This window comes from Anaeromyxobacter dehalogenans 2CP-1 (assembly GCF_000022145.1).
Taxonomy (GTDB): Bacteria; Myxococcota; Myxococcia; order Myxococcales; family Anaeromyxobacteraceae; genus Anaeromyxobacter; species Anaeromyxobacter dehalogenans.
In genome coordinates, this window is the sequence record NC_011891.1 from 4,851,988 (window position 1) to 4,875,323 (window position 23,336).

At 77.2% G+C, this 23,336-nt stretch carries 17 protein-coding genes; 5 read left to right on the plus strand and 12 right to left on the minus strand.

Annotated features, from left to right (window positions below; all coding sequences use genetic code 11):
- The 4 genes from A2CP1_RS21955 to A2CP1_RS21970 all read right to left on the minus strand — a co-directional run bounded on the left by A2CP1_RS21955 (nucleotide 1) and on the right by A2CP1_RS21970 (nucleotide 4,633).
- Entirely contained in the window at nucleotides 1-453 is a 453-nt protein-coding gene (locus tag A2CP1_RS21955; RefSeq protein WP_012528292.1) for an acyl-CoA thioesterase, read from the minus strand.
- Between the two features lie 94 nt (nucleotides 454-547).
- The gene (locus A2CP1_RS21960; protein ID WP_015935370.1) at nucleotides 548-2,422 is read right to left on the minus strand and encodes a PEGA domain-containing protein; all 1,875 of its coding nucleotides are present in this window, start codon (nucleotides 2,420-2,422) and stop codon (nucleotides 548-550) included.
- Nucleotides 2,419-3,969, minus strand: a complete 1,551-nt coding sequence (locus tag A2CP1_RS21965) for a PQQ-binding-like beta-propeller repeat protein (protein ID WP_015935371.1) — start codon at nucleotides 3,967-3,969, stop codon at nucleotides 2,419-2,421. Before A2CP1_RS21965 ends, A2CP1_RS21960 begins: the two co-directional genes overlap by 4 nt.
- A 10-nt stretch (nucleotides 3,970-3,979) precedes the next feature.
- On the minus strand, nucleotides 3,980-4,633 hold the full coding sequence (locus tag A2CP1_RS21970; RefSeq protein ID WP_015935372.1) for a hypothetical protein: 654 nt from the start codon (nucleotides 4,631-4,633) through the stop codon (nucleotides 3,980-3,982).
- A 313-nt stretch (nucleotides 4,634-4,946) separates the two neighbouring features.
- Here A2CP1_RS21970 and A2CP1_RS21975 point away from each other — a divergent pair, with 313 nt between their 5' ends.
- Nucleotides 4,947-6,812 (plus strand): hypothetical protein, encoded by a 1,866-nt coding sequence (locus A2CP1_RS21975; protein ID WP_015935373.1) that lies wholly within the window; start codon nucleotides 4,947-4,949, stop codon nucleotides 6,810-6,812.
- Here the strand turns inward: A2CP1_RS21975 and A2CP1_RS21980 are convergent.
- From A2CP1_RS21980 to A2CP1_RS21995, 4 genes are all read right to left on the minus strand, one after another.
- On the minus strand, nucleotides 6,806-8,269 hold the full coding sequence (locus A2CP1_RS21980; protein ID WP_015935374.1) for a response regulator: 1,464 nt from the start codon (nucleotides 8,267-8,269) through the stop codon (nucleotides 6,806-6,808). The genes A2CP1_RS21975 and A2CP1_RS21980 overlap by 7 nt on opposite strands.
- 86 nt (nucleotides 8,270-8,355) lie before the next feature.
- Nucleotides 8,356-10,635: a phosphoribosylformylglycinamidine synthase subunit PurL gene (purL, locus tag A2CP1_RS21985; RefSeq protein ID WP_015935375.1), complete on the minus strand. Its 2,280-nt coding sequence runs from the start codon at nucleotides 10,633-10,635 to the stop codon at nucleotides 8,356-8,358.
- 129 nt (nucleotides 10,636-10,764) lie between these two features.
- Nucleotides 10,765-11,568 (minus strand): ribonuclease H-like domain-containing protein, encoded by an 804-nt coding sequence (locus A2CP1_RS21990; RefSeq protein ID WP_015935376.1) that lies wholly within the window; start codon nucleotides 11,566-11,568, stop codon nucleotides 10,765-10,767.
- 117 nt (nucleotides 11,569-11,685) lie between these two features.
- Nucleotides 11,686-13,554: an IGHMBP2 family helicase gene (locus A2CP1_RS21995; RefSeq protein ID WP_015935377.1), complete on the minus strand. Its 1,869-nt coding sequence runs from the start codon at nucleotides 13,552-13,554 to the stop codon at nucleotides 11,686-11,688.
- Between the two features lie 24 nt (nucleotides 13,555-13,578).
- Between A2CP1_RS21995 and arsC the strand changes: the two genes are divergently transcribed.
- A complete protein-coding gene (gene arsC, locus A2CP1_RS22000; protein ID WP_012528301.1) occupies nucleotides 13,579-13,938 on the plus strand; it encodes an arsenate reductase (glutaredoxin) in 360 nt (119 codons plus the stop codon).
- A gap of 209 nt (nucleotides 13,939-14,147) precedes the next feature.
- A complete protein-coding gene (locus tag A2CP1_RS22005; protein WP_015935378.1) occupies nucleotides 14,148-16,211 on the plus strand; it encodes an ATP-binding protein in 2,064 nt (687 codons plus the stop codon).
- Between the two features lie 278 nt (nucleotides 16,212-16,489).
- On the opposite strand, the gene A2CP1_RS22010 is transcribed toward A2CP1_RS22005, so the two are convergent.
- Nucleotides 16,490-17,323, minus strand: a complete 834-nt coding sequence (locus A2CP1_RS22010; RefSeq protein ID WP_015935379.1) for a phosphatase PAP2 family protein — start codon at nucleotides 17,321-17,323, stop codon at nucleotides 16,490-16,492.
- A gap of 25 nt (nucleotides 17,324-17,348) precedes the next feature.
- Between A2CP1_RS22010 and A2CP1_RS22015 the strand changes: the two genes are divergently transcribed.
- Entirely contained in the window at nucleotides 17,349-17,663 is a 315-nt protein-coding gene (locus A2CP1_RS22015) for a Smr/MutS family protein (protein WP_015935380.1), read from the plus strand.
- Here the strand turns inward: A2CP1_RS22015 and A2CP1_RS22020 are convergent.
- Nucleotides 17,651-18,871 carry an alanyl-tRNA editing protein gene (locus A2CP1_RS22020; protein ID WP_015935381.1) on the minus strand — a complete coding sequence of 407 codons (1,221 nt, stop codon included), beginning with the start codon at nucleotides 18,869-18,871 and terminating at the stop codon, nucleotides 17,651-17,653. The two genes, A2CP1_RS22015 and A2CP1_RS22020, sit on opposite strands and share 13 nt — an antisense overlap.
- Before the next feature lie 110 nt (nucleotides 18,872-18,981).
- Between A2CP1_RS22020 and A2CP1_RS22025 the strand changes: the two genes are divergently transcribed.
- Nucleotides 18,982-19,386: an HPF/RaiA family ribosome-associated protein gene (locus A2CP1_RS22025; RefSeq protein ID WP_015935382.1), complete on the plus strand. Its 405-nt coding sequence runs from the start codon at nucleotides 18,982-18,984 to the stop codon at nucleotides 19,384-19,386.
- Between the two features lie 106 nt (nucleotides 19,387-19,492).
- On the opposite strand, the gene A2CP1_RS22030 is transcribed toward A2CP1_RS22025, so the two are convergent.
- Complete coding sequence (locus tag A2CP1_RS22030) at nucleotides 19,493-21,409, minus strand: hybrid sensor histidine kinase/response regulator (RefSeq protein ID WP_012528307.1); 1,917 nt, start codon at nucleotides 21,407-21,409, stop codon at nucleotides 19,493-19,495.
- A complete protein-coding gene (locus A2CP1_RS22035; RefSeq protein WP_245529903.1) occupies nucleotides 21,373-23,325 on the minus strand; it encodes an Ig-like domain-containing protein in 1,953 nt (650 codons plus the stop codon). The genes A2CP1_RS22030 and A2CP1_RS22035 overlap by 37 nt, the downstream gene beginning before the upstream one ends.
- Nucleotides 23,326-23,336: the final 11 nt, after the last annotated feature.

Genomic DNA, 23,336 nt, shown 5'->3' on the forward strand with positions numbered 1-23,336 from the left:
CTACTCCCGCGGCTTCAGCGGCGCGAGCTCCTCCCACGTCGGGCCCTGCGGCACCTTCCGCATCGCCTCGGTGAGCGCGTCCGGCGGCACCACCAGCCGGCGGGACTCCATGCCCATCCAGGCGCCGCTCAGCACGATGCGCGCCGCGGTCTTCCCTCCGGGCCGCCAGAACTCGTGGGCGAGCTTCCAGCGCGCGCCGTCGGAGGAGAGGCCGAGGCCGGTGAGGTCCACCTCGACCGAGTCGCCCAGGCGCAGCTCGCGCGCGTAGTCGATCTCCTCGCGCAGCAGCACCGGGCCGATCCCGAGCTCCTCGAAGCGCGAGAACGGCCAGCCCTGGTCGGCGAGCCAGCTCATGCGCGTGTCGATGGCGTACTCGCTGTAGGCGGTGTTGCGCATGTGACCGTTCGCGTCGCAGTCGGCCCAGCGAACGATGAAGATCTTCGTGTAGCGCATCCGGTCTCTCGGCTCGGGTTGGGTAGCCGATTGTTTACCCCCGCGCCGGGCTCGACGCGGGGACCCGCTTGGGATGGATCGCAGGATCGCCGCCTCAGAAGCGCACCGACAGCCCGCCGCTCGCGTCGGCGTGCCGGTCCCGGTCCCCGTCCCCGTCCCATGACAGCCAGCCCAGCACGCCGGCGGTGGCCGCGAACGCCGCCGCGACGCCGGCGGACACGAACGCGTTCCGCCGCGCCGAATCGCCGCCGCTGCGCAGGTCGCGGTAGCGGCCGGGATCCGAGCCGGGCAGGAGCTGGCCGTCGGCACCGAGCATGTCCCGCGCGTCGGCGTAGCGCCCGGAGGCGGCGAGGCCCTGCTGCACCGCGACCGCCGCCAGCCCCAGCGCGAGCGCGCCCGAGCCGATGGCCGCCGGACGCATCCAGCGAGGCGCGACCCCGGGCCGCGAGCCTGCTCCCAGCGCGCGGCCCGCAGGATCCAGCGCCGGCAGCGCCGCGCGCGGGGCGGGGGCGAGGATCGACCGCACCGGCGCGGGCGCGTTGGCCGCCGCCAGCATCTGCGTCGGCGCGGGCGTCTGCGCGACCGGCGGAGCGGACGTCGGCGCGGGCGTCTGCGCGACCGGCGGAGCGGAGGTCGGCGCGGGCGTGGCCGAGGCATGGGCCGTAGCGGCGGTGGCGGCGGCAGCGGCGGTGGGTGGCAGGACGGCGGGCGAGATCGGCGCGGGCGCCGCGCCGGTGGCCCGCGCCGCCGGCGGACGGACCGCCGGGAGCGTGGCGGCGGACGCCGGTGCCGCTGCCCCCGTGGCCACTGCTGGCGTGGGGGCGGACGCCAGCGCGGCGACCACGGCCGGGGGCGACGCCGCGGGGACGGGCCGGAGCTCGGCGACCGGCGGCAGGGGCGGCCGGATCTCGCGCGGCCCCTGCTGCGTCAGGTTCTGCACGTCGCGCGAGGACTGGCCCGTGAGCAGGAACGACGCGAGCGCGCCGACCTGCACCGAGGGAAGGCCGCCCGCCACCAGCCGGACGCTGCCCTCGCGCAGCAGCGCGCCCCGGCGCACGTCGAAGATGGAGCCGACCAGGAACTGCGCCTGGCCCTCCTGCGCGCGGCTCACCGTCAGCAGGCGATCGACGCCGAGCCAGGCGCCGGCGCGCACGATGCCGTACCCGCGCGCCTCCGGCGCGAGCGCCAGCCCCGGGCCGGCGTTCACCCGCAGCGCCTCCGCCAGCGCGAAGTCGAGCACCACGCTCCGGTCCTCCGACTCGAGGTCCACGGTGAAGCTCGGCACCCGCAGCGCGCCCGCGCCGCCGCCGACGCGGTAGCTCCCGGCCGGCAGCGTCAGCGTGAGCGGCGTGGTGCCCATGGCGCGGCCGTTCACGTACACGGTGCCGGACCGCCCCTCCGAGGCGACGTGCAGGCGCCGTCGCGGCAGCGCGCGCACCCGCGCCTTCACCTCCTCGAAGCGACGGCGGAAGCCGGGCGAGTACTGGTCCGGATCCGGCTGCAGCGCCGGGTCGGTGCGGGCGAGCGCGAGGAAGGCGCGCTCCATCTCGCGCTCCTGCCCGAGGCTCAGCGACGCGTGGGCGAGGCGGAGCATGGCGCGCTTCCACTGGAAGAAGGCCTCCTCGCCCTCGGGCACCGCCTCCAGGTCGTCCACGATGGCGCGCAGCGTGCGGACCGAGCTGTCGAACTCGCCGTTCTGGTAGACCGCCAGCGCGCCGCCGTAGGCGCGGTCCAGCTCGGAGAGCGTGGCGTCCGAGCCCTGGCCGAGCAGGCGCCGCCGCATGGTGGCCACCTCCTCCACCCCGCCGACCCGGTCGCGGCACGCCGCGCGGAGCTGGTGCGCGAGCTCGGTGAGCTCGGCGTCCGGTCCGGCCGGCGCGTCCGCCACCGCCATCACCCCGAGCCGCTCGACCGCGCCCGCGCCGGAGGCGGCCAGCGCGCAGGCGGCGGCGAGGAGCGCGCGCCTCACGGCAGCGCCCCCGCGTTGCCGGTGTTGCGCGGGTCGTGGAACGCCTTCGGCCACGGCGCGGCGCGATCGAGCTGGCCGTCCACGATCACCGCGTAGAGCTTGCCGTCGGCCCCGGCCACGTAGGCGGTGGAGGTGGCCGCGCCGGGGGCGCCGTGGATGTTGGCGGGCTGGAGGGCCTGGCCGGTGGCGGACAGCTTCACGCTCCAGGCGATCTTCCCGTCGTCCGCGTTCACGGCGTAGAGCCGGCCGGTCGAGGTCGGGACGAGGAGCGCGGGCCGGGTGCCCGCGAGCGCGAGCGGGACGGCCGGCACGCCGTTCAGCGGCTCGCTCTCTGCCCACGGCGGGGCCGACGCGGTGGAGAAGCGCTGGAGCATGCCCGCGCCGCTGCCGACCACGACGCTGCCGTCGGCGAGGACGATGGGGCCGGAGCTGCCGACGGGGACGGTCGCAATCGTGGTGGTGGTTGCGTCTGCGGCAGTCCGGTTGAGGGCGCCGTTTTGCGCGACCGTCCACAGAGCGTCGGTCTCATCCACCGCAAGTGGTTGAACAACCGCATCACCCACGCGCGGCGGGAGAGGGCTGTCGATTCCGGTCCACTCTGAGCGAAGCACGCCGCTCGCTGGCAGTCCGAACTTGAGCAGGGTCCCGGACGATGCGGCGATCACGGATCCAGCCGCGGTGACCACAACGGGAGCGGCGACAGGGCCGAGAGCACTCGTCTGGTTACAGAACCCGGACGTGTCTGCGACGATAACGACGCCCGCTTGCGACCCTGCGACTGCCCGCGCCCCAACGAGCGTGGGTGGACCCGCGATCGGTTCACCTGGCGAGCAATCCGCAGGGCTAACTCCAACGTCGAGCACGTAGAGGCTACCGCCCTGCGTTCCGATCCATGTAGCGCTCCCTTCAACAGAAGGGACTCCAGCCGACCCTCCCGCGAGTTGCACAGGCTCGCCCACCGGCAGGCCTGCGCCGTCGAATCGGTAGACCATTCCGTTGCTGGCACCCAGGACGACGGTTCCGCTGCCGTCGACTGCGGGAGAGCTGAGTGCCACCGTCGCTCCGCTATCCGCAGCTTGGGCCCACCGAAGCCTCGTCACGGTTTGCGCCGCGGCGTCCACGGGAACGCTCGCGTTCCTCGCCCCGTCGCGCGCCGTCACCGTCGCGACCACGGCGCGCTCGAACGCCGGGAACGGGAACTCCTCGAGCGGCACCTGCGCCACCCAGCGCGCGCCGGCGCGGGTCATCGGGACCGCGCGCGACGGATCGAGATCGAGCGCGACGGTCACCTCGCCCACCTCGTGATCGTCGGCGACGGTGGCCTCCACCCGCAGCGTCCCGTCGCGCAGGCAGGGTGGCCCGCAGGTCACCGCCACGCCGGAGACCGCCGGCGGCTGCGCGTCCGGCCAGCACACCGCGCCGTCCGGCGTGGCCGCGCAGGTCTCGCCCGCCGGGCAGTCGGCGCTCCGCGCGCAGCCCGATCGATCCTCCTTCACGCCACTGCACCCCGCGGCGAGCAGCGCCGCCAGCGCCAGCATCCGGTTCATGTCCACCCTCCTAGAAGACGAATCGCCAGGTGAGCCCCGCCGCGAGCGCCGCGCCGCCCGCGCCCAGTGCGGCCGCGCTCCAGCGCCGCCGGCTGCGCCAGTCGGCGCGCGCGCGCGTGTACGCCGCCGGATCCCCGGCCGCATCGGCCCGGTCCGCCGCGCTCGAGGCCGACACGGCGAGCGCCACGCCCGCGATCAGCGAGGCCGCCCCCGCGCCGGCGAGGCTCCAGGCCGCGATCCGGCCCGCGCCCGGCCCCGGCTCGGGCGGCAGCGCCTGGAGCAGCCCGTCCAGCGCGGTGCGCAGCGGCCTCACCGCATCCTTCCCCGGCGGCACGTCCACCCGGCGCTGGGCGCGAGCCTCCTCGGTGGTGGCGTCGGTCAGCACCAGCACGAACCGGCTCCCGTCGGAGCGGCCCTCGGCGCGCGCCACCACCGCGTGCGCCAGCCCGGCCCGCCGCGCCGCGCGCGCGCCCTCCGGCGCGCCGTCGCACGCGACGCCGTAGTCGAGCCAGCGCCCCGCCCGCGCGCGGGCCGCCTCGCCGACGGCGTCGGCGCGCGCCAGCGCCGGATCCCCGTCCACCACCGGCCGGCACAGCAGCAGGCGCTCACCGCCCGAGGCGACCGCTGCCGCGATCACCATGCCCACCACGCCCGAGAGCGCCATCGACACCTCCGCACGAGCCATCACGTTGAGTGCGCCACGCACTATCAGCACAGGCGCGTCGATGGTTGCAAGCGGCGTGCAGCGTCCCCGACGCGTGTGGATCCGCGTGACCCACCCCGCTCCGGGCGCGCCGGATGGTCCGCGCCGCGGACCGCCCACCCGAGACGCGGACTCGACCCACGGTCCGGGGTCCGGGATCACTCGCGAAAGGCGGATCTGCTCCCTGGTACGACACTCGCAGTGCGCCCTCGCCGCTTGAAACCGGATCGCGTGTTCGTACGATCCGTGAACTCGCCATCCAGGAGGACGGTCGATGCGCAGCGCAGGGATCGTGGAGCGGCTCGGGATCATCATCTTCGTCATCGCAGCGGGTGCGGGCTGCTCGGGCGGCGGGGCCACGCCGCGCGCGTGCCAGGCGGACGACGGCTGCGGCGCCGCGGCGCGCTGCGTGGCGGGCGCCTGCGTCGGGAACGCGCCGCCGGTCGCGGCCATCGCCTCGGCGGGCGCGCCGGAGGCGTTCGCGCTCGTCGAGCTGGACGGCGGCGGGAGCGCCGATCCGGACGCGCCGCGCGACGGGATCGTGTCGCACGCCTGGACGATCTCGGCGGTGGACGCGCCCTGCGCGCCGCCCGCCGTGGCCGGCACCGGACCGCTGGCCCGGGTGCGCTTCGGCTGCGCCGGCCGGTACGCGGTCGAGCTGGTGGTGCGCGATCAGCTGGGGGCCGAGAGCGCGCCGGCGCGGCTCGAGCTCGACGTGGCGCCGTACGCGGGCACGCCGCCGGTCACCGCCGGCCCGGACGTGGCGCTCGGACACCTGTGCCAGGGCGAGCCGCTGCGCTGCGCGCCCGACGGGCCGGTCGCGTTGACCGCCACGCTGTCCGCTGCCGCCGCGCAGGGGCCCGTCCGCTGGCGGTGGACGGTGGAGCCGCCCGCCGGCCGCGCCCTCGGCGCCGACCGCCGCGTCACGTTCAGCCCCGGGTCCGACGCCGCGGCGCCGGGCGTGGCGATCGAGACCGACGGCGGCGCGATCTCCGGCGACTGGGTGTTCCGGGTGGAGGCCTCCGACGACGCGGGCGTGCTCGGCACCGGAGCTACGCGGGTGAGCGTCGGGAACCGTGCGCCGGCGATCGCCGCCACGCCGCCCCCCGAGGCACCGCACACCTACGAACCCGCCGGCCCGCGCCTCGTGGCCGCCGGACGGATCCCCATCTCGGTGACCGACCCGGACGGCGATCCGCTCGAGCCGCGCACCGTGACCTGGCACCACGCCGGCGACGGCGACGCCGGCGCCTTCGAGGGCGACGACCTCGGCGACGCGCTCACCTTCCGGGTGGCCGTCCCCTACGCCTCGCCGGCCGACGCCGCCTACCTGACCGGCGGCGCCGGGCTGGAGCGGACCATCGTGGTGACGGTGGCCGACGCGAACGGCGAGCCGGCGCGGGCCGAGCTGCCGGTGACCGTGGGGAACCGCCCGCCCGCGGTGACGTCGGCCCCGTCGAGCGGGGTCGGGATCGACCATGCGTTCGACGCCGTCGCCCGGCGCTACCGCGCCACGCAGGAGGTGTGGCGGGTGGTCGATCCGGACGGCGACCCCATCTGGCCCACCGGCGGCACCGGGGACGCGGCCTGCGACCGGCTCACGCTCCTCTCCGACGGGTCCACGATCATCGAGTGCAGCGGCGCGTACCAGAACCCGTACGACCTCGCGGCCTTCGTCGGGACGCGCACCCTCTCGCCGTCCATCGCGGATCCCTGGACCCCGACCGCGCTGCCCCCGGCGCAGCTCTCCATCGGCACGCGCCCGCCCACCGCCACCTCCTCCACGGTCACGCAGCTCGTCACCTGCTCCCGCCCGCCCGACGACACGTTCTGCTGCCGCTGGTCCGGGTCCATCTGCGTGCAGTACCCGCTCGTCATCCCGGCGCGGACCTACACGGTGACGCCGCAGGTCTCGGACGCGGACGGCGATCCGCTGGAGGTGGTGTTCTCGACCGGCGTGACCCCGACGCACGTGGTGTGCGAGGGCGGCGTGTGCGAGCGCGCCACGGCCCTCGCCCCGGAGGTCGCCACCTGCACGGGGACGCAGGAGACCGTCACGCAGGAGTTCTCGGTGACCGACGGCGTGGCGTGGCCCACCACCCCCACCGCGACCTTCACGTTCGTGCGGACCTGTCAGTGACCGGGCGCGCCGCCGGGATCGGCCCGGCGGCGCTCCACCACCGCGTCGGCCGCCTGGGCGATCCGCTCCACGCCGAGCGCCTTCTCCAGGACCGCGTCGGCGCCGGCGGTCGCGAGCCGCGGCTCCAGGCCTTCCTCGAGCCGGCCGGTGACCGCCACGATGGCGAGGTCCGCCTCGCCGCCCACGGTGCGGATCCGGCGCACCAGCTCGGCGCCGTCCATGCCGGGCATGCGCACGTCGGTGACGAGGAGGTCGAGCGCCAGCACCTCCTCGGCGAGCACCCGCAGCCCCTCGGTCGCGTCGGCCGCCGTGAGCACCTCGAACCCGCGGCCGGTGAGCGCGTCGGCGAGCATGCGGCGGAGCAGGGCGTCGTCGTCCACCACCAGCGCCCGGCGCGGCCGGCCGGAGAGCTGCGCCACGGCCGCGGAGAGGATCGCGTCCGCCTCGGCGTCGAGGGTGAACCGCACGCCCATGCCGCTCGCGCTCGCGAACACCACGCGCGCCGGGGTGGACAGCTCGACCCCGTTCGGCAGCGCCAGGCGCAGCACGAGCTGCGCGCCCACCTCGGCCGGCCGGGCGGTGCGCACGAACGCGCCGCCCTGCGAGAGGTTCTCGATCCAGTCGGACGCGAGCTCGCTCGCGGTCGCGTACTCGATGCGCGCCTGTGCGGCGGGGTCGGGCGGCGGCAGCGCGACGACGGTCACCGGGCCGTTCACCGCGAACCGGGCGGTGGCGCGGGTGCCGGCCCCGACCTCGCTGGCGCCGGCCGCCTTGCGCGCCAGGGCTTCGCGGAGCGCCGGCGGCGCGTCCTCGAGGTGCAGGGTGTAGCCGGCCGGCGCGCCGGGCCGCGCCTGCGCCGGGCCGCGGACGTCCATCACGGTCGCGCGCGCCTCCACCGGCCTCGCCACCCCGGGCAGCCGGAGCGCCAGGGCGAGCACGTCGCCGGGCGGTGGCGCGATGGGCGCCGCGACGAACAGGGTCCCGGCCTTCGGATCGCACTGCACGCCCTGCCAGCCCGGTCCGCCGACGTCCATGCACAGCACCGGGCGCGCGACGGCGCTCCGGTGCCGGCCGGCCGGCGCGCCCGCGTCGCCGAAGAACCGCCCGGCCGCGTCGAGCAGGTCGGCCGGGAGGACGCCCTCGGCGACGAGGTCGCACGCCTCCACCTGCGCGCGCAGCCGCTCGCGCTCGTCGTCCGACGCCTCGGCGGGCGCGAGGAGCCGCCCGCCGGCCCGCGCGGTCCAGAACGCGAGCCGCGCCCGCGCCGCGGCCGTGGCCGCCTCGCCGCGGGCGGCCACCGCCACCGCGAGGAAGCGGGTCGACGCGTCGAATGCGAATTCGCAGCGGTCGAGCCCGACCCCCAGCACGTGCGGCAGGGCGAGCACGAGCCGCTCCGCCGCGAGCAGGCGGTCGCCCTCGGCCCGGACGAAGATGCAGGCGAGCTCGACGGTGTCCATGGGGCGCGTCCAGTCCTTACTCGAGGTGGAAGGCGTGCGCCGCCCACGAGATGGGGGCGCCGGCCGGCGCCCCTCCGAGGCGTGCGCTAGGCCGGCGCGGTCGTCCCGGCGTGCGCCGCGTCGCGGCGGAGGACGGCGGGGATGCCGTCGCGCCACGCGCGGGCCAGGTCCTCGACGGGGACCGAGAGCGCGCCCTGGATCTCCAGCCGGTCGCCGCCCACCGCCCCGAGGCGGATGACCGGCGCGCCGCACTGTTGCGCGAGGTCGACGAAGCGGGCGGCGTTCTCCTTGGGCAGCGACACGAGGATGCGGCTCGCGTCCTCGCCGAACAGCACGAAGTCCTTGCGGACCGGGAACGGGATGCGCACCGCGCAGCCGATCCAGGCCGGCTTCGAGCCGTCCGCCGGGACCTCGTGCATCATGCAGCTCTCGGCGAGCGCCACCGCCAGCCCGCCCTCGGAGCAGTCGTGCGCCGAGGAGAGCAGCCCGGCCCGGACGGCGCGCCGGACGGTCTCCTGCACCGCCTTCTCGCGCGCGAGGTCGAGCGCCGGCGGGCGGCCGGCCTCCTTGCCGTGCTCGGCGGACAGGTACTCCGACCCGCCCACCTCGCCCTGGAGGCTGCCCACCAGCGCGATGACGTCGCCGGCGTCGCGGAACGTCGAGTGGCAGGTGCGCTCCACCGGCTCCACCAGGCCCACCATGCCGACGGTGGGCGTGGGCAGGATGCCCTGGCCCTCGGTCTCGTTGTAGAGCGAGACGTTGCCGGAGACGACCGGGGTGCCGAACGCGCGGCAGGCGTCGCCGATGCCGCGCACGCACTCGGCGAACTGCCACATGATCTCGGGCTTCTCGGGGTTGCCGAAGTTCAGGCAGTCGGTGATGGCGATGGGCTCGCCGCCCACGCAGGCGATGTTTCGGGCGCACTCGGCCACCGCGTGCATGGCGCCAAGGTACGGGTCGAGGAAGCAGAACCGGCCGTTCACGCCGACCGAGAGCGCGATGCCCTTGTGCGCGTGCGCGTCGTGCGAGACCGCGAGCCGCACCACCGCGGCGTCGCCGCCGGGCCGCACCGCGCCGACCAGCCGGACCATGTGGTCGTACTGGCGGTAGACCCACTCCTTCGACGCGATGGTCGGCCGGGCGAGCAGCCGGAGCAGCGCCGCGCCGAGGTCGGCCGGCTCGGGCAGGGCGGCCGCGTCGAACGCGTGCAGCGCCGGCAGCGCCGGGTGCGGGGCCATGGGGCGGTGGTACTTCGGCGCGCCCTCGGTGAGCGGGTCCACCGGCAGGTCGGCCACCACCGCGCCGCGCCAGTGCGCGCGCCAGCGGCCGCTGGCGGTCACCCGCCCGATCACCGCCACGTCGAGGTCCCACTTCTCGCAGATGCTCCGGACCAGCTCCTCCTTGCCCTCGGCCGCCACGAGCAGCATGCGCTCCTGCGACTCGGAGAGGAGGATCTCGTACGGCGTCATCCCCTCCTCGCGGAGCGGCACCTGGTCGAGGAACAGGTCGAGCCCGTTCCCGCCGCGGCCGGCCATCTCCACCGACGAGCTGGTGAGGCCGGCGGCGCCCATGTCCTGGATGCCGACCACCGCGTCGGTCTGGAACAGCTCGAGGCAGGCCTCGAGCAGCAGCTTCTCCATGAAGGGATCGCCGACCTGCACGGTCGGGCGCTTCTCCTCGGTGGAGGCGTCGAACTCGGCCGAGGCCATGGTGGCGCCGTGGATGCCGTCGCGGCCGGTCTTCGCGCCGACGTACATCACCGGGTTGCCGACGCCGGCGGCGGTGCCGCGGAAGATCTTGTCGGCCGGGAGGATGCCGAGCGTGAACGCGTTCACCAGGCAGTTGCCGTTGTACGAGGGGTGGAACGCCACCTCCCCGCCCACCGTGGGCACGCCCATGCAGTTGCCGTAGCCGCCGATGCCGGCCACCACGCCCTCCAGCAGGTAGGCGGTCCTCGGGTGGCTCGGGTCGCCGAAGCGGAGCGCGTTCAGCGAGGCGATGGGGCGGGCGCCCATCGTGAACACGTCGCGGAGGATGCCCCCCACGCCGGTGGCCGCGCCCTGGTACGGCTCGATGTAGCTCGGGTGGTTGTGGCTCTCCATCTTGAACGCGGCGGCGAGGCCGTCGCCGAGGTCCACCACGCCCGCGTTCTCGCCCGGTCCCTGCAGCACGCGCGGGCCGCTGGTCGGGAAGGTCTTCAGGTGGACCCGCGAGGACTTGTAGGAGCAGTGCTCGCTCCACATGACCGAGAACACGCCCAGCTCGGTGAGCGTCGGGGTGCGCCCGAGGTGCTCGAGGATGCGCTGGTACTCCTCCGGCTTGAGGCCGTGCTGCGCGACGATCTCGGGGGTGATCGGCTCGGTCATGAGGCCGCGGATTCTAGCGGCGGCGGCCCGGGAGATCGAGGCTCGTCGTCCGGCCGGGCGCCGGGCGGGCGGACGGCCGCGCGCCGGGGCCCCCCGGGCGCCCCCCGGGCGCGTCACGCCGCGCGATGCCTAGAGCGCGAGGAGGAGCTTCGTCAGGTCGTAGCGGACGTCGCCGCGCTCCGACACCGGCACCGGAGCGGCGGGGAGCCGCAGCCGCTCCACCAGCCGGTTGTAGCCGAGGCCCATCAGCGTCCGGAGGTTCACGGCGTCGTGCAGGTTGTACTCGGCGAACAGGCGGAGCGCGTCGGCGTCGCCCCGCTCCTGCCAGGCGCGCCAGAGCCGCACCGCGTCGAGCCCGGAGAGGCCGTGGAGGTGCGCCGGGCGCCCGACGCCGGTCTCCTCCTCGAGCCGCTTCAGGCCGCCCTGGTGCCCGAGCCGGCGCCAGAGGTGGCAGAGGTCCACGTGCGCCCGCGGCGGGCGCCAGCCGGGGAACGCGCGCCGGAGCACCGGCTCGTCGAAGGCGAGCCCGTTGTAGGTGACGAGCACCTTCCAGCCGCGCGCCGCCTCCGGGAACGCGTCGAGGTCGCGGCCGTCCAGGAACAGGCGCGGCCCGGAGGCGTCGAGCACGCCCACGCAGGTGAGCCGCTCTCCGTCGGTCTCCACGTCGAGGAACGCGGCGTCCTCGGCGAACGCGGGGTAGAGCCGCCAGCGCTCGGCGCGCGGGATCATGGCCGCGAGCGCGTCGGCGTCGCCGGCCTCCAGCGCGGCCTCGGCGCGGACCACCGCCTCGCGCAGCCGCGCGTCGATCCTGGGCGAGAGCGCCACCGCGGGCGCGGCGGGCAGGTCGGCCCAGCGCCGGATGCCGGCGTTCCAGAGCTTCCCCTCGAGGTAGGGGCCGATGCCGGGCGCGAGCCGGAAGGTGCTGCGGATCATGCGGAGGCGGAGCTTACGCGCGGAGGCGCCGGGCACGCAAAGCGCCGGGACGGCGTCCCTCCGCTCGCGGTTCGACGGGGTTCACCACGGGCGCAGTCCGGGCGACCCTGGCCGCGGTCACCGCTCCCAGGCGCTCCGCCACGCGCCGGCGCGCTCGGCGTGCTCGAGGAAGCTCCGGTAGAACGGGTGGCGCGACACGGTGCTCCCGTCGCCCACGACCACCAGCTTCGCCCGCGCGCGGGTGAGCGCGACGTTCATCCGGCGCACGTCGGCGAGGAAGCCCACCTCGCCCGCCTCGTTGGAGCGCACCAGCGAGACCACCACCGCCTCCTTCTCGCGCCCCTGGAAGCCGTCCACGGTGTCCACCTCCAGGCCCGCCTCCACCTCGTCGGCGAGGAGCTGCCGGAGGCGCTGCACCTGCCCGTCGTACGGCGAGATCACCGCCACGTCGGCGGGGGCGAGCCCGGCCGCGAGCAGGCGCCGGACCTCGGCGGCGGCCAGCTCCGCCTCGCCGGTGTTCTGCTTCGAGTCGGAGCCCTCCGGCGTCTCCTCCTCGAAGCCGCGCCCGGAGGTGTCCACCAGCTCGAGCGGCGCGTCGTCGATGGCGCGGCCGGCCGCGGCCGGGTGGGCGCGGAGCGCGCCGCCGTAGAGCGCCTCGGAGGGGAACGCCATGATCCGCGCGTTCATGCGGTGCTGCTCGGCGAGCATCACCCGCGCCCGGTCCCCGTGCGCCTCGACCAGCCGCTCGAACAGCGACACCCCCAGCCCGCCCGCCTGCGCCGCCGCGGAGAGCACGGTGGGCGGCAGCTGCAGGTGGTCGCCGGCCAGCACCGCGCGGTCGGCGCGCAGGAGCGCCAGGTACGCGGCCGGCTCCACGGCCTGGGTGGCCTCGTCCACCACCGCGAGCGCGAAGCGGCGGCCGGCGAGCGCCGGCGCGTCGAGCGAGGTCAGCGTGGCGAGCACCACCTGCGCCCGCTCCAGCACCTCCGCCTCCGCCCGCGCCTCGAGCCGGCGCGCCTCCGCCAGCAGCGCGCGCGCCTCGCGCTCCTGCTCGCGCGAGGCGCTGAAGCGGCCCGGGCCGCGCTTCTGCCGGCGCTTGCGCGCGTCGCGGCGCAGCGCGAGCGCCTGGTCCACCAGGCCTTGCGCGATCCGCGCCGCCTCGTGCGCCTCCACCCGCGCCTCGAGCGTGTGCTCGAGCAGGCCCGGGAGCACGCGCGCCGGGTGGCCCACCCGCACGCAGGCGAGGCCGGCGGCGGCAAGCCGCTCCACCAGGTTGTCCACCGCGAGGTTGGAGGGCGCGGCCGCGAGCACGCTCTCGCCGCGGGCGGCGGCGCGGCGGATCACCTCCACGAGCACGGTCGTCTTGCCCGTGCCGGGCGGCCCGTGCACGAGCGCGAGGTCCTCGGCGCGGTCGGCGAGGTCGAGCGCCGCCTGCTGCTCGGGGTTGAGCCGCGCCTCCAGCACCGGGCCGCGAGGCGCCCGCAGGAAGCGCGGCGGGGCGCCGGAGCCGGGCGCGAGCACCGCGTGCCAGCGCTTCCCGGCGCGGTCGTCGCGGAGGCGGCGCAGGCCGCCGGAGAGGCGCTCCCAGGTGACCGGGGACGGCTCGAGCTCCAGCACCACCCGGCCGTCGGTGACCCAGTCCGGCGGCGGCTCGTCGAACGCCACCGCCACCGCGGTGCGCGTGCGCCGGGCCACCACGCCCTGCGGGGCGTCCGGCGGCGTGTCGCGGCGCTGCGCCACCGACACGAGGCTCCCCGCGCCGATCCGCCCGCCCGGCAGCGGGCGCCCGCCGCGCCCGAACGTCACCAGCGCGCGACCGGCCAGCGCGCCCTCGTCCTGCGCCTCCACGTCGGCGATGGCCAGCCCGCGCGCCTCGCGCTCGGCGAGCGAGAGCCGGCCCTTCGCCTCCGCGAAGCGGGCGCGCTCCTCCTCGCGCTCGGCGGCGAGCAGCGCGGCGAGGCGGTCGAGGTGGTGCGTGAGGTCCAAGCCTCCCGTATAGTCGGCGGCGCGATGTCCGGCGAGTACGTCCTCTGGTTCGACCCGCGCTGCTCCGCCAGCCGCCGCGCGCTCTCGCTCCTGCGCGAGCGCGGGGTGGAGCCGGCGCTGCGGCGGCCGCTCGAGGAACCCCCGTCCGCGGACGAGCTCGCGGCGCTGCTCCGGGCGCTCGGCCTGCCCGCGCGCGCGGTGGCCCGCCGCGACGAGGACGAGTACCAGGTGCTGCGCCTGTCGGACCGCACCCCGGAGGCCGAGCTGGTCGAGGCGCTCGCCGCCCATCCCCGCATGCTGGAGCGGCCGATCCTGGTCGCCGGCGCGCGCGCCGTGCTGGCCCGCCCGCCCGAGCGCGTGCTGGAGCTGCTCGGACCCCCCTGAACGCACCCGGTCGTACCTGTAGACCCTTACGGGGCCTTCGGCTTCAGGGTATATGGCCAACCAGGGAGCCATCCCCGGCTGGCGATCCGGCGGGGAGGCGCGGCAGCCCCGGGTCCGTGTCGCCCCGGGTGCCGCTCGGATGCCCGCGGCGCGGGGCGCGCGCCGACGAGCCGGATCGCGCGACGCCACGGGCCCGAGAGGTTGCGGCGATGAGCGGGCGAGGCGAGGTTCGCGAGCGGATCCCGGGCGAGCGGTCCGGACCGGCGGACGGGGACGCGGTCCGCCGACGCGCGCCGCTCGAGGCGGCGGTCGCGGCGCTCGCCGAGCTCGCCATGAACGCCGAGGGGACCGGGCCGCTGCTCACGGCCGCCTGCGCCATCGCGCGGGACGCGCTCGGCGTCGATGCGGCCGCGTTCCTGCAGCCGGACGACGCCGCCGCCGGCGCGCTGGTGGTCCGCGCCGCGGTGGGGCTCCCGCCCGACGCCGCGGGCGCGCGGGTGGGCGGCACGCCGCCGGACGAGAGCGCGGCGGTGACCGGCGGTCACGGCGGCCGGCCGCCGCTGCTCGACCTCCCCGGCATCGAGGCCTCCGCAGAGGTGACGTTGCCCGGGCGCGAGCGCCTGCTCGGCGTGATCGGTGCCTACGCCCGGCGCCCGCGGGCCTTCCACGCGGACGAGCTGCGCTTCCTCGAGACGAGCGCCAGCGTGCTCGCGGCGGCGCTGGCGCGCGACCTCGCCGAGGCCGAGGTGCTGGACCGCGAGCGCCAGCTGCGGGCGGTGTTCGACGCCGCGCTGGACGCGATGCTGTGCGTGGACGCGTCGGGCCGGGTCCGCGACGCGAACGCGGCCGCGGCCGCGCTGTTCGGGGGCGGGCGCGCGAGCCTGGTCGGCCGCAGCCTGACGGACCTCACCGAGGCGCCGGCGCCCGGCGCCCCGGCGCTCGCCGACGTCCTCCGCGGCGAGCGGGTGAGCGGCGCCGCCGAGGTGGTGCACGCGGGTGGGCTCCGCCGCTCGGTCGAGTTCACCGGCGTGCCGGACATCCAGCCGGGCCGGCACCTGATCGCGCTCCGCGACGTGAGCGAGCGCAAGCAGCTCCACGCCCGCCTCGCGCTCGCCGACCGCATGGTGTCGGTGGGCACGCTGGCCGCCGGGGTGGCGCACGAGCTCAACAACCCGCTCGCGTACGTGATCGCCAACCTCTCGTACCTGGACGAGCAGCTCACGGTCCTCGCCCCGCGCGTGGCCGCGGCGGGGAGCTCGCGCGAGCCGGACCTCGCGAGCGCGCTCCTCGACGCCGTCCACGACGCGCGCGACGGCGCCGAGCGGATGCGGATCATCGTCCGGGACCTGAAGACGTTTTCGCGCCCGGACGAGGAGCACGCCGGCCCCGTGTCGCTCGGGCCGCTGCTCGACTCCTGCGTGAGCGTGGCCTGGAACGAGATCCGGCACCGGGCGCGCCTGCTGCGCGCGCCGACGGACGTGCCGCCGATCCAGGGGTGCCAGGCGCGGCTCGGGCAGGTGTTCCTCAACCTGCTCGTGAACGCCGCGCAGGCGATCCCGGAGGGCCACGTGGACGAGCACCAGATCCAGGTCTCCGCCCGCGCGCTGCCCGGCGGCCAGGTGGCGGTGGAGGTGTCCGACACCGGCTCGGGCATCGCGCCGGAGCACCTGCCGCGCATCTTCGACCCGTTCTTCACCACCAAGCCGCCGGGCGTGGGCACCGGGCTCGGGCTGTCGATCTGCCAGAGCATCGTCTCGGCGATGGGCGGCGAGATCCAGGTGGAGACGATGCTGGGGCGGGGCACCACCTTCCGCGTGATCCTGCCGGCGTCCGGGCCGGACGAGGCCGGCGCGTCGGGAGTGGGGACCGCGCACCTGGCGCCGCGGGTGCGCGCGCGGATCCTGGTCGTGGACGACGAGCCGCTGGTGGGGACGGTGATCCAGCGGGCGCTCCAGGGCGAGCACGAGGTGACGGTCACGTCGAGCGCGCGCGCCGCGCTGGCGCGGGTGGCGGCGGGGGAGCGGTTCGACCTGGTCCTCTCCGACCTGCTCATGCCGGAGATGACCGGGATGGAGCTGTACCGCGCGCTGCGCGAGCGCGCACCGGAGCTGGCGAGCCGCGTGGTGTTCCTCACCGGCGGCGCCTTCACCCCCGCCGCCCGCACCTTCCTGGAGCAGGAGCCGGTGGAGTGCGTGGAGAAGCCGTTCGAGCTGGAGACGATCCGGGCGCTGCTGGCGCGCCGGCTCGGCGCCCGCCGGGCCGACGCCTGCTGACGCTTCTCCGCGCGCCGCAGGCGCGCCCGCGGGGACCTCGCGCGTGCCCGCGCAGGCGGGCACGCGAGGTCACGGGCCCCGCGAAGCAGGGGTGGGCCCCCGACGGCTCCGCCGGCGGGGCGGGGCGGCACGCCCCGCTGGATCGCCAAGCCGTTCGAGCTGGAGACGATCCGGGCGCTGCTGGCGCGCCGGCTCGGCGCCCGCCGGGCCGACGCCTGCTGACGGCTTCTCCGCGCGCCGCAGGCGCGCCCGCGGGGACCTCGCGCGCTGCTCCGCGCTCACCACACCACCAGCAGGCCCATCGGGATGGGGACGACCCGCGCGCCCGCCGGTGACGGGCCGCCGCCCTGCGCCGGCCGGTCCTCCCGGCCGTGCAGGAGCAGCGGCGCGGCGACGCCCACCCCGCCGCCCACCGCGGCGCCGACCAGCACGTCGGTGAGCCAGTGCTTGTCGCCGGCCATGCGCAGGTAGCCGACGCCGGTGGCGAGCGTCATCCCCACCGCCCAGACCCAGGGCGTGCTCCGGTAGCCGCGCAGCGTGGACACAGTGCCGGCGGCGGAGGCGATCGAGAACGCCAGCGCCGAGTGGCCCGAGTAGAAGGACAGGTTGTCGTCGGGCTCGCCCTCGCGGCCCGCCGCGGCCCAGTTCCCGTAGCGGACGAACGGGCGCTGGCGCCCCACCGCCAGCTTCACCACCTGGTTCACCGCCATGGAGAGCGAGGCCGCCTCGGCCACATAGAGCAGGTCGCGCCAGCCCTCCCCGCCGTCGCCGGCGGACCGCGCCGCGAGGAGCTGGTGGGCGGTGACGGCCGCCGGCATCAGCGCGAACGCGAGCACGTCCGACCCGCGCGCGGCGAGCGCGGCGTCGGAGAGCACCAGCCGGTCGCGCGCCCAGACGTCGAGCGCGTTCGCCTTGCAGAAGCGGCACCCGGAGGGCGCGAGCTCCGGCTTCAGCACCTCACCGAGCAGCCAGACGCCCGCGGCCGCGCCGGTGACCGCGAGATCGGTCCGGTCGTCGCCGCGCAGCGGGTGGGGGCCGGCGGCGCGGGCCGGGGTCGCGAGGAGCGCGGCCGCCAGCAGGGCGGCGGCGGCGGGCGGGGAGGCGCGGCGCATCGCCGGACAGTATCATCCGCCCGCCATGGCGCGAGCGCCCGATCCCCCCTCCGGCGGCGACGATCCCTTCTCCGAGCCGGTGCCGCTGCCCATCGACGGCACGCTCGACCTGCACGCGTTCCCGCCCGCCGAGGTGGGGACGCTCGTGCCGGAGTGGATCGGCGCCTGCCGCGAGGCGGGCCTCACCGAGCTGCGCATCGTGCACGGCAAGGGCATCGGGGCGCTGCGCCGCACGGTGGAGGCGCTGCTGGCGCGCGATCCGCGGGTGAAGGCGTTCCGCCCCGCCGGCGAGGACCGTGGCGGCTGGGGCGCGACGCTGGTCACGCTTCACGCATCGTGACGGGCGGCCGCGGCGAGCGCCTCCTCCAGCGCCCCGGCGTCCGGGCCGCTGCCCTGCGCCAGGTCCGGCGCGCCGCCGCCCTTGCCGCCCAGGCGCGCCGCCGCCTCGCGGACCCGCGCGCCCATGTCGACGCCGGTGACGCCCGGCCCGGTGTCGCGGGGGCGCGCGAACGCGAGGTGGGCCCGCCCCTCCTCCTCCGCGCCGAGGAACGCCGCGCGACCGCGCGCGGCCAGCCCCGCGGCCACCGCGCGCAGGTACCCGGCCGCGCCCGGCGCGGGCGGTGCCAGCACCGCCCGCACCGCGCCGGCGGGCTGCGCCGCCGCGAGCCGGTCCGCCTCGCCCTCGGCGAGCGCGGCGGCGAGCCGGTCGAGGTCCTTGCGGCGCTGCGCCGACTCCGCGGCGAGCCGCGCGGTCGCGGCCGGCACCTCCGCCGGCGCGCAGCGCAGCGACGCGGCCGCGGCGGCGAGCCGCCCGCGCGCCTCGGCGAGCGCGCGCACCGCCCGCGCGCCGCACACGAACTCGACGCGCGTGCCGGCGCCCCACTTCTGCGCCCCGAGCACCGCCACGGCGCCCACCGCGCCGGTGCGGCGCGGGTGCGTCCCGCCGCAGGGCGAGGCGTCCACCACCTCGCCGCGCGCGAGGTCGCCCACCACCACGATGCGCGCGCCCTTCTCCGGCGCCTTGCGCAGCGGCAGCGCCGCCAGCTCCGCCGGCGCGAAGTCGCGCGCGGTGACCGGCAGGTCGCGGAACACGAGGTCGTTGGCGCGCGCCTCGGCGGCGCGCAGCCGCGCCTCGCCCAGGCCGGCCGGGGGCGCGTCGAGGTCGATGGTGCAGGTCTCGGCGCCGAGGTGGAACGACACGGTGTGCGCGCCGGCGGTGGCCTCGAACGCGGCCGAGAGCAGGTGCTGGCCGTGGTGCTGCTGGAGGTGGTCCCGGCGGCGGGCCGCGTCCACCTCGCCCGGCACCGGGGCGCCCGCGTCCGGCGGCGTGCCCTCCAGCGCGTGCAGGACCTCGCCGTCCACCTCCTGCACGTCCACCACCGCGGCGCCGCCCAGCCGCCCGCGATCCGCCGGCTGGCCGCCGCCCTCCGGGTAGAACGCGGTCCGGTCGAGCACGAGCGCGGGCCGCCCGGCCAGCGTGCGCACGGCCACCACCCGCGCCTCGAAGGTGAGCCGGTCCGGATCGTCGAGGTACAGCCGCTCGGTCATGGTCGCTCCCGGTGCCCCGCCGGCGCGCCGGGCGCCGGGGCGGGCGAGCATATCCCCGCGGCCCGGCGCGCGGCGTGCCCTCCCGACCCGCGCGCCCCATCGTGAAGGGCATGAAGCTCGTCATCCACGCCCATCACCTCACCCTGCCGCCCGACCTGGGCGCGTTCCTCCGCAAGCACGTGACCCGCCCGCTCGCCCGCCTCCAGGACGACTCCGCGGCGGAGCTGGCCGTCCACCTCGGCGACGCGCGCCGCAAGAAGGGCGGCGTGGACCAGGAGTGCCGGCTCTCGTTCCGGATGCCGGGCACCCGGACGCTGCACGTGGAGAGCGTGCAGGAGGACGTGCACGTGGCCCTGCTCGACGCCGCGGAGCGGCTGAAGCGCCTCGTGAAGCGCGAGCTGGAGAAGATGCGCTCCCGCACCGGCCACCCGATGCACCGGCCGCTCGGCCGCAGCTACCGCCTGAGCGCGAGCCGCCGGGGCGTCACGCCGGACGGCGATCCGGCGGGGTTGTAGGGTCCCTCGACTGCGCGCGGCCTCACGGCCGCGCTACGCTCGGGATGAGCGCGTTCCGCTCACCCTGAGCGTAGGACGGACCGGAGGTCCGTCCGGAGTCGAAGGGTCACGCCGCCACGCGCGGCGGCCCGAGCAGCCGGCGCAGGTGCGCGAGCAGCGCCTCGCTGGTGAACGGCTTCTGGATGAGCTCCACGTCGCCGTCCACCAGCCGGTCCTGCACCAGCACGTCGTCGGTGTGGCCGGTCATGAACAGCACCTTCATCCCGGGCTGCCCCGGCGTGAGCGCCTCGGCCAGCTCCGCGCCGGTCATGCGCGGCATGACGAGGTCGGTGAGCAGCACGTCCACCCGGCCGCCGCGGGCGCGCGCCGCCTCCAGCGCCTCGGCGCCGTTCCGCCCGGAGATGACCTGGTAGCCGCTGCCGGAGAGCACGCGGCCGAGCAGCGTCCGGAGCGCGTCCTCGTCCTCGGCCAGCACCACCGTCTCGCCCAGCCCGCGCGGCGCCGCCACCGGCACCGCGACCGCCACCCGCGCCGCCGCCTCGTCGGCGGCCGGCAGGTACACGGTGAAGGACGTGCCCGCGCCCGGGCGCGACTCCACCCGGATGGCGCCGCCGGCCTGCCGCACGATGCCGTAGACCGTGGCGAGCCCGAGCCCGGTGCCGGTCTCCTTGGTGGTGAAGAACGGCTCGAAGATGCGCGCCCGCACCTCCTCCGTCATGCCCATGCCGGAGTCGCGCACCGTGAGCGTCACGTAGCGCCCGGCGGGCAGCGAGAGCTCGCGCAGCGCCTGCGGCACCTCCACGTTCGCGGTGGCGATGTGCAGCGGCCCGCCGTCGGGCATCGCGTCGCGCGCGTTCACCGCCAGGTTGAGCAGCACCTGCGCGAGCTGGTCGGCGTCGGCGAGCACCGGCCACGGCTGCTCCTGGAGCGTGGTGGTGACCTCGATCCGCTCGCCGATGGCGCGCCCGAGGAGCTTGCCGAGGTCCTGCACCACCTTGTTGAGCGACAGCACCTCCGGCCGGAGCAGCTTCTTGCGGGAGAGCGTGAGGAGCTGCCGGGTGACGCCCACCGCGCGGTGCGCCGCCTCGATGATCCCGTCGGCGCACTCGCGCAGGCGCGGATCGGTGGTCGGCAGGTCCCGCACCAGCAGCTCGGAGTAGCCGAGCACCACCGCGAGCACGTTGGAGAAGTCGTGGGCGACGCCGCCGGCGAGCCGGCCCACCGCCTCCATCTTCTGCGCCTGGCGGAGGTTCTGCTCCAGCTCGCGGCGCTCCGCCTCGGCGCGCTCCCGCTCCGACATGTCGCGCACCGACACCACGCGCAGCCCGCGGTCGTGCAGGCGCAGCGCGTCCACCGTCACCTCGACCGGGAAGGCCGTCCCATCGGCGCGCCGGTGCCGCCCCGGGGCGGCGTGGATCCCCGCCGCCGGGCCGCCCTCGCCGCCGCCCTCCTCGAGCAGGTCGGCGTAGCGCAGGTCGCGGAGCGCGTCGCGATCGCGGCCGTAGAGCCGCTCGGCGGCCGGGTTCGCGTCCTCCAGCCGGCCCGACTCCGCGTCCACCAGCAGGATGGCGTCGGAGGAGGTCTCGAACACGCCGCGGTGCAGCGCCTCGCTCTCCACCAGGCGCGCCACCAGCTCGCGCTGCGAGCGCTTCATCCGCACCTTCTCGACCGCGTTCTCGACCTTGAGGTTGAGCGCGTCGTAATCGGAGACCGGCTTCGTCACGTAGTCGAACGCGCCGATCTGCACCGCCTGGATGGCGGAGTCGAGGGAGGCGTAGCCGGTGACCAGGATCACCTCGACGTCGGGCTTGGCCGCCTTGAGCTGGCGGGCCACGTCGAGCCCCGAGCCGTCGCCCAGGTTCTTGTCCACCAGCGCCACGTCGATGTCGCCGGGCTCCGCCGCGCGCGCCAGCGCCTCGCGCGCCGAGCCGGCGAGGAGCAGGGTGCGCCCCTCGCCTTCCAGGAACCGCCGGAACACGTCGAGGATCACGGGCTCGTCGTCGACGATGAGGATCGTCGCCATGTCGCCTCCGGGAGATCGAAGCGGACCCCGGCCGAGAGGCCCGCCGCCGCGAGCGCGCCGAGCGGCGAGCGCCCGGCGGCCAGCAGCGACGCCTCCAAGAATGGGGTCGCGAAGCGGAACGGCCAGCCCACGCCCAGGGTGGCGTGGAGCGCGGGGGCGGCGCCGGCGTCGCGGGCGGCACCGTCGGGATCGACGCGGCCGAGGAGCGCGCCCGCGGCCAGGCTCCCCCACAGCTCCGGCCCGCGGCGCAGCTCCCGGCGGACCGTGGCGCCGCCGAGGAGCGTCAGGCCCCGCGCCGGCGCGTCGGCGCTGAGCCGAATCGGCTCGCCCCTGGAGCCGGTGGCCCGCAGGTCGCGGTGGTCGTCGAACCCGAGCACGCCGGCCTCCAGCCGCCAGGCGAGCACGTAGGTCGGGGGCAACAGGCCCCGCATCGGCAGCTCCGTCGCGAGCCCCGCGCTCGCGGCGGTGAAGCGCCCCCGCAGGTCCCACAGGACGCCCGCGGTGGGGAGGATCGCCGGCCCGCGGGGGGGGACCAGCAGGAGCTCGGCGGTGGCCCGCGCCTGGCCCACCTGGGCGAGCACGGTCTCGCCGGTCCGCGCCGGGACGGCGGGCGCGCGGTACCGCACCCGCCAGGTCCCCTCGCCGTCCGGCTCCACGCCCAGGATCGACCCGCGCCGCGCCGAGACGGCCGGCACCGCGCGGACCGGGTTGTCGTAGCGATCGAGCACCGTGACCCGGAGCGCGGCGTCGTGGCCGTCGGCGAGCAGCACCGCGTCGTCGGGCGAGAAGCGGGCCCGGGCGGGCGGGCCGGGCTGCAGCGGCAGCGCGCGCGACCCCGAGATCCCGGCCGCGGGCGCGCGGGCGATGATGACCACCTCGCCGCGGCCGCCGAAGCCGGGGCGGACCCGCAGCCGCGCCGCGACCGCGCCGACCCCGGCCGGCGCCGGCGCGGAGAGGGTGCCGCCCGCCGCCGCCAGCTCCACCGGCGCGTCCACCGCGTTGCCGGCGGCGTCGAGCACGCGGGCGGTGACGCCCACCTCCTCGACCGAGCCCGCCACCACCGCCTCGCGATCGAACGTCACCGCCACCGTGGCGGGCGGCCCGGCGACGGCGTCGAGCCGGATCACCGCGCGCGAGGCGGGCGAGCCGGGGAGCCGCACCACCAGCCGGTCCTCGCCCACCGCGCCGGCCGGCAGGGTCCAGATCGCCTCGAACGCGCCCGGCTCGCGGGCCACCGCGCTCACGCTGCCGCGCGAGGCCTCGAACGCCGGCACGTCGCCGCGGCGCGCCGCCCCGTGGGGCGCGACCACGTAGGCGAGCACGCGCACGTGCTCGGCCTGGTCGGCGTGCACCGCGACGTGGTCCGCGACCGCGTGCACGAGCGAGGTCTCCGGCACGTGCAGGTCCACCGGCCGGAAGCCGTGGTGGGCCTCGCGCACGCCGGGCGGGACCACCACCGGGATGACCGCCAGGCCGTCGGGGCCTGCGCGCCGCGGCCCGAAGGTCCGGTCGCCGATGCGCAGCGAGATCTCCTGCCCGGGCTGCGATCGGACCCGCGCGTCCCCCTGCCCGGAGAGCGGCAGCGCCAGCCACCCGTCCACCGGGCCGCGCGCGGTCCGGCCGGTGGCGGCGACGATCGCGACCAGGGGGTAGCGCTCGGCGGGCGGGCGGTAGCGCGCGGCGAAGCCGCCGCCCGCGAGCCGGCGGAGCCCCTCCACCCGGCCGGCGTTGGTGGAGATCGAGAGCTCCTCCACCTCGGCGGGCGCGTGGATGCGCAGCTCGGCGGCGCCGTCGCGCCCGAGCAGCAGGCGCGGCGGATCGGCCACGATGCGCAGCGCGCCGCCCGAGCCGGGCGGCGGCTCGTCCAGCGCGGCGGCGCCGGCCGGACCGAACGCCGCCAGCAGGGCGACGGCCACGAGGGCGCGGG